At 59.0% G+C, this 13,734-nt stretch carries 14 protein-coding genes; 6 read left to right on the top strand and 8 right to left on the bottom strand.

What is annotated here, in order from left to right; all coding sequences use genetic code 11:
• Positions 1–17 precede the first annotated feature (17 nt).
• Positions 18–683, top strand: a complete 666-nt coding sequence (locus tag K3752_RS01135) for a hypothetical protein (RefSeq protein ID WP_260064246.1) — start codon at positions 18–20, stop codon at positions 681–683.
• 43 nt (positions 684–726) lie between these two features.
• On the opposite strand, the gene K3752_RS01130 is transcribed toward K3752_RS01135, so the two are convergent.
• The 3 genes from K3752_RS01130 to K3752_RS01120 all read right to left on the bottom strand — a co-directional run bounded on the left by K3752_RS01130 (position 727) and on the right by K3752_RS01120 (position 5,179).
• Positions 727–3,012, bottom strand: coding sequence for a glycoside hydrolase family 55 protein (locus K3752_RS01130; RefSeq protein WP_260064239.1), 2,286 nt, complete (start codon positions 3,010–3,012; stop codon positions 727–729).
• A gap of 142 nt (positions 3,013–3,154) precedes the next feature.
• Positions 3,155–3,556 carry a DUF4864 domain-containing protein gene (locus K3752_RS01125; protein WP_260064238.1) on the bottom strand — a complete coding sequence of 134 codons (402 nt, stop codon included), beginning with the start codon at positions 3,554–3,556 and terminating at the stop codon, positions 3,155–3,157.
• Positions 3,557–3,604: 48 nt separating this feature from the next.
• Entirely contained in the window at positions 3,605–5,179 is a 1,575-nt protein-coding gene (locus K3752_RS01120; RefSeq protein WP_260064237.1) for a lysine--tRNA ligase, read from the bottom strand.
• A gap of 265 nt (positions 5,180–5,444) precedes the next feature.
• Between K3752_RS01120 and K3752_RS01115 the strand changes: the two genes are divergently transcribed.
• Entirely contained in the window at positions 5,445–5,867 is a 423-nt protein-coding gene (locus K3752_RS01115) for a tellurite resistance TerB family protein (RefSeq protein WP_093963405.1), read from the top strand.
• A 6-nt stretch (positions 5,868–5,873) separates the two neighbouring features.
• Here K3752_RS01115 and dacB read toward each other — a convergent pair whose 3' ends face one another.
• The 3 genes from dacB to K3752_RS01100 form a co-directional block, all read right to left on the bottom strand.
• Positions 5,874–7,352 (bottom strand): D-alanyl-D-alanine carboxypeptidase/D-alanyl-D-alanine-endopeptidase, encoded by a 1,479-nt coding sequence (gene dacB / locus K3752_RS01110; protein ID WP_260064236.1) that lies wholly within the window; start codon positions 7,350–7,352, stop codon positions 5,874–5,876.
• A gap of 84 nt (positions 7,353–7,436) precedes the next feature.
• Entirely contained in the window at positions 7,437–8,039 is a 603-nt protein-coding gene (locus K3752_RS01105; RefSeq protein ID WP_409233606.1) for a nicotinate-nucleotide adenylyltransferase, read from the bottom strand.
• A gap of 32 nt (positions 8,040–8,071) precedes the next feature.
• Positions 8,072–8,542, bottom strand: coding sequence for an MOSC domain-containing protein (locus K3752_RS01100; protein WP_260064233.1), 471 nt, complete (start codon positions 8,540–8,542; stop codon positions 8,072–8,074).
• A gap of 136 nt (positions 8,543–8,678) precedes the next feature.
• Here K3752_RS01100 and ettA point away from each other — a divergent pair, with 136 nt between their 5' ends.
• The 4 genes from ettA to K3752_RS01080 all read left to right on the top strand — a co-directional run bounded on the left by ettA (position 8,679) and on the right by K3752_RS01080 (position 12,429).
• On the top strand, positions 8,679–10,346 hold the full coding sequence (gene ettA, locus K3752_RS01095; RefSeq protein ID WP_170343264.1) for an energy-dependent translational throttle protein EttA: 1,668 nt from the start codon (positions 8,679–8,681) through the stop codon (positions 10,344–10,346).
• A gap of 73 nt (positions 10,347–10,419) precedes the next feature.
• Positions 10,420–11,286 carry a hypothetical protein gene (locus K3752_RS01090; RefSeq protein ID WP_260064229.1) on the top strand — a complete coding sequence of 289 codons (867 nt, stop codon included), beginning with the start codon at positions 10,420–10,422 and terminating at the stop codon, positions 11,284–11,286.
• Between the two features lie 185 nt (positions 11,287–11,471).
• On the top strand, positions 11,472–11,678 hold the full coding sequence (locus K3752_RS01085; RefSeq protein WP_170360243.1) for a cold-shock protein: 207 nt from the start codon (positions 11,472–11,474) through the stop codon (positions 11,676–11,678).
• A 190-nt stretch (positions 11,679–11,868) separates the two neighbouring features.
• Positions 11,869–12,429, top strand: a complete 561-nt coding sequence (locus tag K3752_RS01080; RefSeq protein ID WP_170365294.1) for a L,D-transpeptidase — start codon at positions 11,869–11,871, stop codon at positions 12,427–12,429.
• Positions 12,430–12,437: 8 nt separating this feature from the next.
• Here the strand turns inward: K3752_RS01080 and K3752_RS01075 are convergent, their stop codons facing one another.
• Both K3752_RS01075 and K3752_RS01070 read right to left on the bottom strand, forming a co-directional pair.
• Positions 12,438–13,052 (bottom strand): SOS response-associated peptidase, encoded by a 615-nt coding sequence (locus tag K3752_RS01075; protein WP_170372153.1) that lies wholly within the window; start codon positions 13,050–13,052, stop codon positions 12,438–12,440.
• A gap of 3 nt (positions 13,053–13,055) precedes the next feature.
• Complete coding sequence (locus K3752_RS01070; RefSeq protein WP_260064228.1) at positions 13,056–13,697, bottom strand: arylesterase; 642 nt, start codon at positions 13,695–13,697, stop codon at positions 13,056–13,058.
• Between the last annotated feature and the right edge of the window lie 37 nt (positions 13,698–13,734).

Below are 13,734 nucleotides of genomic sequence, written 5' to 3'. Positions count from 1 at the left end.
TTGATGATCCTGCGCCAATGGCCCGCCTAATCGCCTTCCTGTGTGCAAGCCTTGTGTTTTCGACTCCGGCCGTCGCCGGGGCGTGGCTGCGTGAAAAAGGCGCCTCGTTCACCTCGTTGGCCCTGACGGCGTTTTCCGAGCCCGGGAAGGACATCCGCTTCAAGTCCTCGCTCTATGGGGAATGGGGAATGCGTCCAAACCTGACGCTGGGTTTGGACGCGGAAGAGCATCAGGACCTCTACGGTCATGCCGTGGTGTTTGCACGCCTACCGGTTGCCGAATTTTCCAACGGTGGGCGGCTGGCGGCCGAGTTGGGTGTCGGCGCGCATCACCGTGAAACCCGCGCATGGGCGATGTACAAGGTAACCCTGTCTTGGGGCAAAGGATTTCAGGCCCGATATGGCAGTGGCTGGATGGCGGCTGATGCCGCGCTGGAATACCGAAGCCATGACGCTCTGATCCGCAAACTGGACCTGACAGTGGGTTTGTCGTCGCACCGTCGGGTCAATCCCCTGCTCCAGATCGAAACGTCCTATGTACCTGGCCGCCCGCTCTATTGGAGCGCGCGACCCTCGGCGATGTTTCGATCCGAAAGCGGCCCCAACACCTGGATATTCGGGGTCGAGCGCAACGCCGCCCGGGACAGGCCAGGCCTGAGATTCGCGTTGTGGCGCGAGTTCTGAATGCAGCGCGCCGGCCGCCCCAAAAGCGACCGGCCGACACGGATCAGACCTCGATCCGCATGATCACCGAAACTTCACCGCTCAAGGCCTCGGACCAACGCAACTTGATCTGGTCCTGGTTTGTCCCCTGCTGCAACTGAACATAGGGGGCCGTATAGCGCAGAGTTCCAAAGGCGGTTCTCAGCCCGTCCAGCACGACGACGCTGTCACAGCTGCGGGCCTGCCCACCAAAGGGGAATGCACCATCCGAGTCCACCGTCCAGGCAGAGGCCGCCGTATTCTGTTCGTGTCGGACCCGCAGCGGGTTCGCGGTCTTGAGTGTCACGTTGTGATACGTGTTGTCTGCGAACGTGACATTCACATGCCGATCAGGATTCAGATCGGCAAAAGTTGTATCAACCTTGTCCACGCGGTCGATTGACCCGTTCGCCGTTCGGAACTTGTTGCCCGTGACCGTCATTCCGTTCAGGAAATGCCCGACGCCATGCGGGCGCACGACGATATAGGCGAACCACGGGGCAACGTCACTTGAATAGAAGATGTTGTCGGTGATGCTCATGGCGCTGAAGGAATAGCCCGAGGTGTAGTCGGGCTCGGCATCGCGCTCATTGCTCCACTCGATGAAACAGTTGTCGACATAATTGTCGGCGATCGAAGAGCTGTTGTAGGCCCCGATCATCACCAAACCTGCATTGCGCACACCGTTCGACACGCTGTCGCCCTGAAAGAAATGGTTGCCGAGAACCAGGTTGTTGTCTCCACCCAGAACCGCGAAGTGGTGGAAACGAACGGCCCTGTTGTGGCGCAGCTTGACGTCGTTGGCATTGGCGTTGATGGCAATCGAACTGCGGTCGGGCACGTCCAGAGACTCCTCGCTGGACAGGAACTGGCAACCGTCGATCAACATGCCCTGGCACCCCACCCCGATCGAAGTGATACCGCGGTCCAACGGGCGGCTGACAAAGCAGTTCTTCAAAACGAACGTGTTCCCGCCCGGCGACAGGCGGATCGCGCTGCAGCGCCCGTTGCATTGAAACTCGATGTCTTCCATGGCGAATTTCTGGAGCGCACTGAAGCCCGAGAAATCCAACAGGTACTTGAAAGCAACGAACGTGAATGTCTGCGTGCCAGCCGCATCATAGATAGGTGCGTTCAAGGTGATCTCACCGGCACCTTCATCCTTGGACCGAACATAGATCTCACGTCCAACGCCGCTGCCCTGAACCAACGACCCGAGCGGGATATTGGCCACGTTGGCCACACCGGACAACTTGTAAGGATCCGCCGGATCGTATGTTGCGACAGAGGTAAAGGTCTCGGTGTCCCATGAGGCGCTGCTTTTGACGTCGAACTGCCCGTTGCGGATCACGCGGCGAGTGGAGTAGCTGCCGCGATTGGGTACGGCGGCCTGCATGTCGATCGGCTCGGACACCGAGATCTTGCGGCCGCCCAGGTCCAGCGATTCATGATCCGAGTTGTTCAACAGCGCCTGAAACGCCTTTTTGAAGGCCAGGGCTTCATCGCCGAAGGCGGAGATGTAAGTCGGCAGATCGAAATTCTTGGTCAGAAGAAGCATCTTGTCATCAGGCATCGTGACCGTGCCCTCAAAGTCGACCTCCGCGTCCAGCCCAACATCCTGTGCCAGGTGATAGGTTCCCTGCGGCACATAGATGCGGCGACCTCCCGCGGCTTGGTCTGCCGCTTCAAACGCGGCCGAGTCGTCGGCCACACCATCTCCCAACGCGCCATAGTCCCGCACGTCCACAAGGCTGATCATGTCGCGCAAGAAGACCCCGGTGACATCGGTAATTTCGATATCATCGATCCGAACGAGCGCGCCGTTTGCCCCCTCAATATCGAGGCCGAAATGCCCGTATAGCGCCGAAATGCCCCAAGGCATGTCCACGCCCGGCCGCTGCCCAATCCCAACGATGGCTGTGACCTCGTGCACCACGCCATAGGCCGACAGCTGAATGGCCGGGCCCTGTTCGGTCAGTCCGGAAAGGTGCACGTCGCCGGCCCCTCCGGCCCATCCAGCGATCCGGACCTGCGGCAATGGCCCGCTGATCGCTTTGACCCGCGCCTTGATCTGCAAATAGCAGCCCGGCAGAAGCGGCGTCTGCCCCATGTACCGCAGTTGCTGCGTGGCATTGACCTTCAGTATCTCAAGGCAACCGCCAAACTCCGCATCTGCAGGCACGAACACTCCCGTTCCCGATCCGTCATAGGTCGGTGAGCCCGGAGTGCCGTCGCCGCTGGACCACACATCCAGACCATTCGCGAATTGCGGCGGCGTGAAAACGATGCCGTCGGTGATTGCCTTGTTCATTGAATACCCTTTCCCAAACGCGCCCACTCTTCAGGCTATGGCGCATGCCAGATTTCGGATCCGGAAGCCGCCCGGACACGCTGGTCTGAGTATCGAAAAGGGATTAACCGTCGCTCATATCATCGTGACGGTGGGTGTTGCGTCAGGCGGATGGGTCGGAGTTGCCAAGCAGTTGCACCCCGTTGATCTTCCAGCCGTTTTTCAGCTGGACCATCTGATAGTCCAGGATGTGAACCCCGCCGTTCGCATCCACCACCATCACTTTCTGCCACCAGAACCCTGAGATCTGCCGCAATTCCAGAAACCGAATCTCAGCTGGGCGCCAGACCATTGGATAGCCGTTGCGCACCATCGCGCCAAAATTCTCGGGCGTACGGAACATTGTCTGGATGTTGGGGCTGGCGAAGGTGAAGGCCGTGGCGAAGTCATCGGCCTTGAAGGCTTCGATCTGCGCCGCGATATTGGCTTCGATGTCGCCACTTTGGGCAACTGCGGCTGTTGCCAGACCGGCGTTCAGGGAAACTGCAAGCAAAAGTCGACGCATGGGGTCACCTCCTGCCGGAAAGGTAGCCCCATGCAGTATGTGGTCAAATCAGGCCAGGTCTCCGGCCAGGGCCTTGTCGATCAGTGCAATCGTTTCGGGGACGCCATAAAGGGCGATGAACCCGCCGAACCGAGGACCTTGGCTGGCGCCCAACAACACCTCGTAAAGGGCTGTGAACCAGCCGCGCATCGGGTCAAAGCGTTCGCGGCCGATGGAATAGACCACCGATTGCAAAGCTTCGTCCTCGACCGGACCGTCATAGGCTTCAAGCGCCGACCTCAGGGCCTCAAGCGCCTCGCGCTCTTGCTCCGTCGGCGTCCGATGCTTGCGGGTCGGCTTCACGAAGTCGTTGAAGTAGCGCACTGCAAAACCGGCGGCCTTGTCGAGGTCCGGGTGGCTTTCGGCCGTGGCTTCGGGCGCATAGCGGCGGATGAAGCCCCATAGCGTCTCTTTGTCCTCGGCACCTGAAACCGACGCGAGGTTCAACAGCATTGCAAAGGGAACGATCAACGTCGATTCCGGCACGTCACCGCCGTGAATGTGCCAGACCGGGTTGTTCAACTGAGCCTTCAGATCCTGCCCGGGGTAGGCACGCAACTGCTGATGGTATTCATCATACGCCTTCGGGATGACGTCAAAATGCATCCGCTTTGCCGTCTTCGGCTTTTGATACATGAAATAGGCCAGACTCTCGGTCGGCGCATAGGTCAGCCACTCGTCGATCGAAACTCCGTTTCCGGACGATTTCGAGATTTTCTGCCCGTTTTCATCGAGGAACAGCTCATACGAGAAATGCTCGGGCGCACGGCCGCCCAGCGCCCGGCAGATCGCGTCATAGATCTTTTCGTTGGTCGCATGTTCCTTGCCATACATCTCGAAGTCGACGCCCAACGCCGCCCAGCGCGCCCCGAAATCCGGCTTCCACTGCAACTTCACATTGCCGCCGGTCACGGGTAGCGTCCACTCCTTGCCATCTTCATCATCGAAGGTGACGGTGTAGGTCTCGGCGCACACCTTTCTCATCGGCACATAAAGAACCCGGCCCGTTTCCGGATGGATCGGCAGGAAGATCGAATAGGTCTGCTGACGCTCCTCGCGCAGGCTTTTCAGCATGATGGCCATGATGTCGTCATAACGTTCGACTGCACGCTTCAGGATTTCGTCGAACTGACCCGAACGATAAAAGTCGCGCGCCGAATAGAACTCGTATTCGAACCCGAACGTATCAAGGAACCGACGCAGCATGGCGTTGTTGTGTTCACCAAAGCTGGGATACTCGCCGAACGGATCAGGGACCGAAGTCAGCGGCTGCTGCAGATAGGCTTCAAGGGCCTCGGGGTTCGGCACGTTGCTGGGGACCTTGCGCATTCCGTCCAGATCATCCGAAAAGCAGATCAGCTTGGTGGGAATGTCCGACAGGGCCTCGAAGGCGCGCTTGACCATCGTGGTCCGTGCCACCTCACCGAAAGTGCCGATATGCGGCAGGCCCGACGGGCCATATCCCGTTTCGAACAGAACGAAGCCCTTCTCCGGTGGAGACTTCTGATAGCGTTTGAGCAACCGGCGCGCCTCTTCGAAAGGCCAGGCCTTTGACGTCATGGCGGTTTCACGCAGTTCAGACATTTCGTTCGTTCTCCATCGGGAAATCAGCGAGGGTCGCTCAATGCGACCGACCGGCATCTCCTATTGTGCAGATGCAGCGTGAGTCAATGACCACAGGCGAGAAACGCCGCCCCTGCTACGATTTCAGACGGTTGCTCGTGACCAGGAACACGGCAAAATCTGATCAGGGCACAAGCAGACATCGGTATGTATTGGAAAACAAGATATTGAACCCTTTGCCACACCTCAATAACGTGCGGCACGATACCAATCGCAGGACGTTCCCATGACCCAACCCGTTTCCCACCCGATGTCGCCGCAGGATTGCCTTGTGGCGATCATGGTGGCCGTTTCAGCCTCGGACGAGAACATCCGCACCGTCGAACTGGTCAAGATTGAGACAGCCGTGAACATGCTGCCTGTGTTTGCCGACTACGATATCGACCGTATGCGCCGGGTTTCGCAGATCGTGTTTGATCTGTTCGAGCAGGAAGATGGTCTGGACGCACTGTTTGGTCTGATCCGGGACAACCTGCCTGAGCGGTTGAACGAAACGGCCTATGCTCTGGCCTGCGATGTCGCCGCCGCCGACGGCTCGCTGGCCGAAACCGAACTGCGGCTGCTGGAAGAGATCCGGTATGAGTTGGAGATCGATCGGCTGCACGCCGCGGCGATCGAGCGCGGCGCACGGGCGCGTCACACCGTCTGATCGGATTCAGCTGCCATAAAGCGCGCCCCAGCGTTCGATGAGGGCCTGCTGTAGTTTGCGAGACCTGCGATTCCAGCTGCGCGCGCCTTCAGGGCGTTCGCGGCTTTCACGCGCGATGGTCGCCCGATGCGGAAGATCGGCCGTGAATATCGCAAAGGCCAGTTCTGATCCTCCGGCGGTGGTCAGATACCCGCCCAGGCCAGATACAAAGTTCAAGGTCCCGGTCTTGGCGTCGACCTTGATCGGGTGCCCTTGGATCCGCTGGCCTTTGGCGTCGGTCAGGGTAAACGGCTTCAACAGATGTCGCAGCGTTTCATGTTGCTGAGCGGCCACCAGAACTTTGACCAGGCCAGACGGCACCATTCGCGAAGCATCGCCCAACCCCGAATGATCCACCATAGCAATACCGGACGCGCCATAGGTCTGAGCCGACCAGCGATTCATCTCATCCGCGGACTCTGCCAGTGTTTGCGGCCGCCTACCCCGCGCGACGGTCGCAGCCAGCCCCACCATCTCGGCCGTGAGGTTGGTCGAATATTTCAGCATCCCTTTCACTATGCTGGTAAGTTCATCGCTCTGATGCGTGACCAGAACGGTGCCGCTGGGGGCCTCGCGTGTGACTTGAACCCGCCCCAGGACGATGCCGTTCACCCGGGCCAGAGTGCGGAACACATCCCCGGCGTACAAGCCCGGTTTGCGCACGGGCAACCACCTGGCGCCACCATTACCCAGCGCGCCCTTGGCAACTGTCCAGCGGTCCTGCCGCGCGCTGGGTTGATAGCTGTAGACCGGAAGATTGCGATTTTCGATCCGCATCGCGGCCATGTCCACCGACGGCGTATAACTGGCACTGCGTGCGTCCATGGTCACGTCATAGCTGGACCCTTGGCGTTTCCACTCGAAATGCACACGGTTGAAGTTCAGGGAAATTCCACTGATCGCAGGGCTATAGCCCACATGATCAGGCTGACCGGGGTCTATGCTGAATACATAGGGCAATGCGCCGCTGTACACTTTGAACGCCCCCCGAACCTCGGTCAGTCCGGCCTTGCGCAGGTTGGCGGCCATCGTGGCCAGAGCATCGGTATCCAATACCGGATCGGCGCCTCCGACCAGTATCAGATCACCCTTGAGGATCCCGTTTTCAATCGGACCATCTGCGATCAGCTTTGTTTCGAACCGATGGTCCGGCCCCAGAACGTCCAGCGCGTAAAGCGCGGTCAGGGCTTTGGCGACGCTGGCCGGCGGCAAGCCGCGGGCCCCGCCGAATTCCTCCAGTTGCGCGCCGGTTTTTACGTCGGCCACAGCGAAGACCACTTCGCCGTTCAATCGCGCCGCCTGAATGATGCGTTCGACACCGCTCAACTCGGCGCCACGGGCAACAGGCCGCAACGAGACCGTTGGCGCCCCGGCAAGACCCGCGGTGGGGATCAGAAGCGAACCGGCGCCGGCCAAAAAGAAACGTCTCGAAATACGATCAGTCATGGGTCAAATAAAATCCCAGAGATCACAGGCAAACAACCATGCACCTGAATTATGTGCCCATCGGGGCTGTTCAGGCAACACCTGTCAGGTCCAGCCGCCTTTGGAACGTATCTGAGTCGAGCTGACATCGACCATCGGCACGTTCACGAAACACCAGGCCGGCGCATCGGCCCGACCCAAAAGATGCCGCGCCGTTCCGTCAATCCGGTATTTGGCATAGACACGCGCCGCCGGTGACATGCGCGCCGAAATCCGATCTCCGGGGCGCGCCACCACGCCCACAGGAACGGTGTCCATGATCAACCGCCAGTCCTTCCATTTGTGAAACTGGGCCAAGTTGTCAGCCCCCATCAGCCAAACGAACCGAACCTGCGGATAAAGCCGCCGCAAGGCAGCAAGTGTGTCAGCCGTGGCGCGGGTGCCGGTCAGATCCTCAATGTCAGTCACCTCAACCTTGGGATGCTGCATGATGGACCGTGCGGCCTCAACTCGCTGATCGATCGGAGCCGGGCCGCGAGCCTTCAGCGGGTTCCCCGGCGACACCAACCACCAGACCCGATCCAATCCAAAAGCCTTCATCGCCTCCAGTGTAACGTGCACATGCCCCTGATGCGGTGGATCGAACGATCCCCCGAACAGCCCCACGACCTGACCGGGCCGCGCATATGGTATCGCGCTTCGCAACATCCCCTGCTGTAGTCCAGAACTCGCCGGCCTTGTCAATCAACAGGTTGCACAGCATCGCCCAAACCGACCGCCCCCGATCGCACCACTTCGGCACACCAGCCGCCATGCCCACGCACGGCAGAGTACCCCCCGTTGCCCAACGCCTCTTCCATCCTGCTGCAAGGCGCGCAGATAACCGTGATCCGCAAAATGGCTGTGCCGACCTGAACCTCGCGCCCTTTGAGAGCGCCCAGATTGATGCCGGAAACCACCAGATTGCGCCGCAGCACGTCCGGTGTGACCGGACCTTGTCCCAAATAGCTGCCGATCGCGGCAAGATGCTCGTGCTGAATCAGGGTCACCGCACGCTTCCCCGGGCGACTCCGATCGCCCTCAACCCCGTCTTCCCGGATCATCGCCTGACCCAGCGCCATCATGTCCAATCGTCGCCCCGGTCTGACGCCGATCCATTCGATCCGTCCCGCCTTGGCCCAACCCGATACCAATTGCGCAAGTTCCGGCATTCCCAGCATCCTTCCCAGTCCGGTCCGGCCGGCGCATAAGGCCAGCCAGAAATTCGCCAAAGCACCAGCTTGCCCCGCCCGTCCCGCTTGGCTATCAAGCGGGTCAACCTGAATTCCCCGACCCAGAGGACGCGACATGGCCGCCTATCAATATGTCTACCACATGCAGGGTGTCTCGAAGACCTATCCCGGTGGCAAGAAGTGCTTTGAAAACATTCACCTGAGCTTTCTGCCCGGCGTAAAGATCGGTGTCGTCGGCGTGAACGGCGCCGGTAAGTCGACCCTGATGAAGATCATGGCCGGCCTGGATACCGATTTCACAGGCGAGGCGTGGGCCGCCGAGGGCGCAAAGGTCGGCTATCTGCCACAGGAACCTCAGTTGGACGAATCCCTGACCGTCCGTGAAAACGTCATGCTGGGCGTGGCCGAGAAAAAGGCCAAGGTCGACCGTTTCAACGAGATCGCGATGGAGATTGCCGAGAACTACTCGGACGAGTTGATGGAAGAGATGACCGCCCTGCAGGACGCGATCGACGCGGAAAACCTGTGGGACCTCGACAGCCAGATCGACGTTTCGATGGAGGCGCTGCGCTGCCCGCCGGACGATGCCAACATCGCCAACCTCTCGGGCGGCGAGAAACGCCGCGTAGCGCTCTGCAAGCTGCTGCTGGAAGCGCCCGACATGCTGCTCTTGGACGAACCGACCAACCACCTGGACGCCGAGACCATCGCCTGGCTGCAACAGCACCTGATCGACTACAAGGGCACGATCCTGATCGTCACGCACGACCGCTACTTCCTGGATGACATCACCGGCTGGATCCTCGAGTTGGACCGCGGCCGTGGCATCCCGTACGAGGGCAACTATTCCTCGTGGCTGGAGCAGAAAGCCAAGCGGCTTGAGCAGGAAGCCCGCGAGGACAAATCCAAGCAGAAGACCCTGCAACGCGAACTGGAATGGATGCGTCAGGGTCAAAAGGCCCGTCAGGCCAAATCCAAGGCCCGGATCAACGCCTACAACGAGTTGGCGGAACAGTCCGAGCGCGAAAAGCTGACCCGCGCACAGATCGTCATCCCCAACGGCCCGCGCCTGGGCAGCAAGGTGATCGAGGTCAACGGGCTGGCCAAGCATATGGGCGACAAGCAACTGATCGAGAACCTGTCCTTCAGCCTGCCGCCGGGCGGCATCGTCGGTGTCATCGGCCCCAACGGCGCCGGTAAATCGACCCTGTTCAAGATGCTCACCGGCCAGGAAAAGCCTGACGCGGGCACCATCGAATACGGCGACACGGTACAACTGTCCTATGTCGATCAGTCGCGCGACGACCTCAATGACAACGACACCGTGTGGGAGGCGATCACCGGCGGCGCCGAGATCATCCAACTGGGTGACGCTCAGGTCAATTCCCGCGCCTATTGCTCGTCCTTCAACTTCAAGGGCGGCGACCAACAGAAGAAGGTCTCGCTGCTGTCAGGGGGTGAGCGTAACCGCGTCCACATGGCCCGCCTGCTGAAAGAGGGCGGCAACGTCCTGCTGCTGGACGAACCGACCAACGACCTGGACGTCGAAACCCTGCGCGCGCTGGAAGATGCCCTTGTCGACTTCGCCGGCTGCGCCGTGGTCATCTCGCACGACCGTTTCTTCCTCGACCGGATCTGTACGCACATCCTGGCCTTTGAAGGTGATGCGCATGTCGAATGGTTCGAGGGCAACTTCGAAGACTACGAAGAAGACAAGAAGCGCCGCCTGGGACCGGACGCGCTGGAACCCAAGCGGCTTAAGCACAAGAAATTTGCGCGGTAGTAACACTGACCCAAGCAAGCAGTGCAACGCTGTATTCGCATAGGCCATCGACCGGCTAAGAAGAAGGCACACAATGCAGCAAAAAGGATTTGGGACGTTCTGGCACGGGTCCGGTCTCGGGCCGTTGGAGCGCGCTTGTCTGTCTTCGTTTGTGCGAGCGAACCAATCGCTTCAGCTCTTTTCTTACGAACCAAACCAAGTTTGTCCACCAAAGGGAGTAATGCTCCGCAACGCAAACGATGTACTGCCGCTAACCGATCTCCTGAAGCAAGTGCTAACGAAGCATCCGGCAAGGTTTTCAGACTTATTTCGGTTGAAGATGATGCAGGTTGAGAACCTAATTTGGGTAGATTGCGATGTCTATTTTCTTCGACCGGTAACTTGTAACCCAGAAATTGTGACAATCGGCAGGCAACTCAGAGATGGAACCCGGTACTGCTGGAACGGGGTCATCTATCTGGAACCTTCCTCTAACCTTTTTGCTGATTATCTGGAGCTGTTAACGACCAGCCGTATTGAATACAGGGAAAACTGGGATACTAATATCGACATCAAGGGTGAAGACAAATCAGCCCGCAACTTCTTCCTAAAAAACCGAAACATAAACTTCCATTCCGAAAACCTTCCGAGAAATTTCTTTGGCCCTGTATTGCTTTCGCTACTCGTACTTGATCACAAAGAGGTAAAATTGACGCCGTCGCATGTTCATTATCCATACGGTGCGCCAAAACTTCGAAAGAACATCCTTGATCCGCAAAGCTATTCGCTTTCTCCACCGAAGAATAGCGAGACGATTCATTTTTATGGATCTATGGTTCGACAGGTTTGCGCAAGATATTGGGCGCAGTCACGCAGCTTCAAACAAGACTTACCCCAAGGTAGTCTCCTGGCTCAAGCACTAAGTGGAAGGTTGGGTCCAGTGTCAGGACAATACCCCTGATCGAATTGAAAACGCTTGGAAGCGATACCCCTTGCCTCATGGCGTTCTCAGTGCCATATGCAAAGAGCTTACGTTTTTCTACTTCGACCTACTGTCTCCGTTTTCGGCGTTCAGTCTATCGATCCAGACAACGACGCCGGGCTGCCGCAATTCCGTGGGCAGCACTAATAACAGGAGATACGGATATGCCCGCAGGCACCGTAAAATGGTTCAACACCACCAAAGGCTACGGCTTCATCGCACCCGAAGAGGGCGGCAAAGACGTGTTCGTGCACATTTCGTCCGTCGAGCGTTCGGGCCTGACCGGCCTGGCCGACAACCAGAAAGTCACCTACGAACTGCGTTCGGGTCGTGACGGTCGCGAAAGCGCCGACAACATCGAACTGGCCTAAACCAGGTCTCTGGGGGCGACGGATGACCGTCGCCCCCATTTTTTTGCGCGGTTTCTGATCGCGCTTTCCAGCCCCGGTGGGGCAGGAAAACAACATCACTTTCCGGTGAAACCCGCGCGGGAATTGACCGGATCGGCTATTCTGAACAGACTGCTACCCTGTTTTCTTTGTTGATTAGCCGAGTATTGCCATGTTCTCACGCCGCAATTTTCTGATCTCCGCTGCCGCTCTCAGCGCCGTGCCTGGCACGGCCCACGCGAAAAAGAAGCCGGTCGAATACGACCCGACCCCGCAAATCGTTCGGATCAAGAAGCAGTTTTTGCCCGGGCAATTGTTGGTCGCGCCACGTTCGTTCTACCTGTATTTCGTGACCGAGCCCCGCAAAGCCATCCGTTATGGCTGTGGCGTCGGCAAGGCCGGGCTGGAATTTACCGGAACTGCGACGATCGACGTGAAAAAGGAATGGCCCACCTGGCGCCCGACCGAAGAGATGATCGAGCGGGACCCCGTTGCCTATGCCAAATTCAAGGACAATGACTATGTCCAGCCCGGTGGAGGAGACAACCCGCTGGGCGCCCGTGCCTTGTATCTGTTTCAGAATGGCGTCGACACGTATTTCCGCATCCATGGAACGACCCAGCCGCAGACCATCGGACGAGCCGTGTCGAACGGGTGCATCAGAATGCTGAATGAGCACGTGATCGACCTGTACAACCGCGTCCCGATCGGAACGGTCGTCACCGTCGTCTAAGGCAGCGGTCAAGGCCCCGACCAATCCACCCCTTCGGCTTTTTCAATCTTCAGTCTTCCGTTTGGCCACGGGACACAAAGGCTTGCCGCTTGCCTGTCCGATCCGTTCAGCCAGGTCCGGACGTCTTCGGGCCGCAACAGGACACCCATGCGGTGGTGGATCGGCCGCAGATCATCGTTCGGCTCGCAGGTCACAGCAGCGAACTGATCGACATGCTGACCACCGGGCGCGATCCATCTGTCCGTAATCGCGGCAAACAACAAGGGGATTCCGTCGGCGGATTCAATCCGCCACGCGGTTTTGCGGCGCTTTTCGCCGGTCCACTCGTACCAGCCATCAACCGGAACAACCGCGCGACCGACACCTAGAAAAGCAGATTTGTCAAAAACCGTTTCCGACCGCGCATTGATGATCGTTTCCATGACCGGCCGCCCCCGGGCATTGACGCGCCCTACGGGAATCATGCCCCACCGCATGGGCCCGGCGCCTTCAGCGGTCAGAACGATAACTTCCTGACCGGGTTGTATGTTCTGGCGCGGCTGTTCATCCGGCCAAGCAGTTTCTCGACCCAGGAATTCGGAAATCTGGGAAAACGGCCGCGTCAGAAAGAACCGCCCGGGCACGGTTTACGGCCGCTGTTTTGCGGCGGCGATCAGATCAAGGACAGCAGGTCCAAGATCATCCACGATCAGCGCAACGCCGCGCGCATTGGGATGAATCCCGTCTGGTTGCATGTAGGTCTGCACGGCTTCAGGGTCGCCACTCGCCTGCAACCCGGAAAAAAAGCTGGGGGAATAAAGTGTGCCGAACTGGGTGACCAAATCCGGATACATCGCATCAAACGCCTGTTTGTAGTCCGCGCCATAATTGCCCGGAGCCTGCATGCCGATCAGCAGAACCGGAACCTTGGCCGTTTGCGCCTCGGTCAGAATTTTTTCCAGATTCGACTTCGAGACCGCCGGGTCGATCCCACGAAGAACGTCGTTTCCGCCCAGCGCCACGATCATCCCGTCCACCTCTGGTGTCAGGGTCCAGCCCACACGCGCCGCACCACCGGCCGTTGTGTCCCCGGAAACACCGGCGTTGATTATCTTCACCTCGACGCCTTGCGCATCCAGCCACTGGTTCAGTTGAGGGACGAACCCATCCTCCTCAACAAGGCCGTAGCCTTGGGTCAGCGAGTCTCCGAGAGCGGCCAGGACCACCGGCTCGGCTGTGGCAGCAATGCCGCAGAGCGACAACAGCCCCGCCGCCAGAGCCTTGCGCAAATTCCTGACCGCTCCATATCCCAAATGACTGCCCCTT

This window comes from Ruegeria sp. B32 (genome assembly GCF_025141855.1).
In the GTDB taxonomy this organism is placed as follows: domain Bacteria; phylum Pseudomonadota; class Alphaproteobacteria; order Rhodobacterales; family Rhodobacteraceae; genus Ruegeria; species Ruegeria arenilitoris.
The sequence above is the reverse complement of the archived record's forward strand: the minus strand, read 5'-3'. Positions and strand labels throughout refer to the sequence as shown.

Bases quoted from the DNA above. Each gene is read 5' to 3' on its own strand.
- K3752_RS01085 (WP_170360243.1), top strand. From the start codon at position 11,472: ATGCCCGCAGGCACCGTAAAATGGTTCAACACCACCAAAGGCTACGGC.
- K3752_RS01090 (WP_260064229.1), top strand. From the start codon at position 10,420: ATGCAGCAAAAAGGATTTGGGACGTTCTGGCACGGGTCCGGTCTCGGG.
- K3752_RS01120 (WP_260064237.1), bottom strand. From the start codon at position 5,179: ATGTCTGAACTGCGTGAAACCGCCATGACGTCAAAGGCCTGGCCTTTC.
- K3752_RS01115 (WP_093963405.1), top strand. From the start codon at position 5,445: ATGACCCAACCCGTTTCCCACCCGATGTCGCCGCAGGATTGCCTTGTG.
- K3752_RS01135 (WP_260064246.1), top strand. From the start codon at position 18: ATGGCCCGCCTAATCGCCTTCCTGTGTGCAAGCCTTGTGTTTTCGACT.
- K3752_RS01105 (WP_409233606.1), bottom strand. From the start codon at position 8,039: ATGTTGCGAAGCGCGATACCATATGCGCGGCCCGGTCAGGTCGTGGGG.
- K3752_RS01080 (WP_170365294.1), top strand. From the start codon at position 11,869: ATGTTCTCACGCCGCAATTTTCTGATCTCCGCTGCCGCTCTCAGCGCC.
- dacB (WP_260064236.1), bottom strand. From the start codon at position 7,352: ATGACTGATCGTATTTCGAGACGTTTCTTTTTGGCCGGCGCCGGTTCG.
- K3752_RS01125 (WP_260064238.1), bottom strand. From the start codon at position 3,556: ATGCGTCGACTTTTGCTTGCAGTTTCCCTGAACGCCGGTCTGGCAACA.
- K3752_RS01100 (WP_260064233.1), bottom strand. From the start codon at position 8,542: ATGCCGGAACTTGCGCAATTGGTATCGGGTTGGGCCAAGGCGGGACGG.
- ettA (WP_170343264.1), top strand. From the start codon at position 8,679: ATGGCCGCCTATCAATATGTCTACCACATGCAGGGTGTCTCGAAGACC.
- K3752_RS01130 (WP_260064239.1), bottom strand. From the start codon at position 3,012: ATGAACAAGGCAATCACCGACGGCATCGTTTTCACGCCGCCGCAATTC.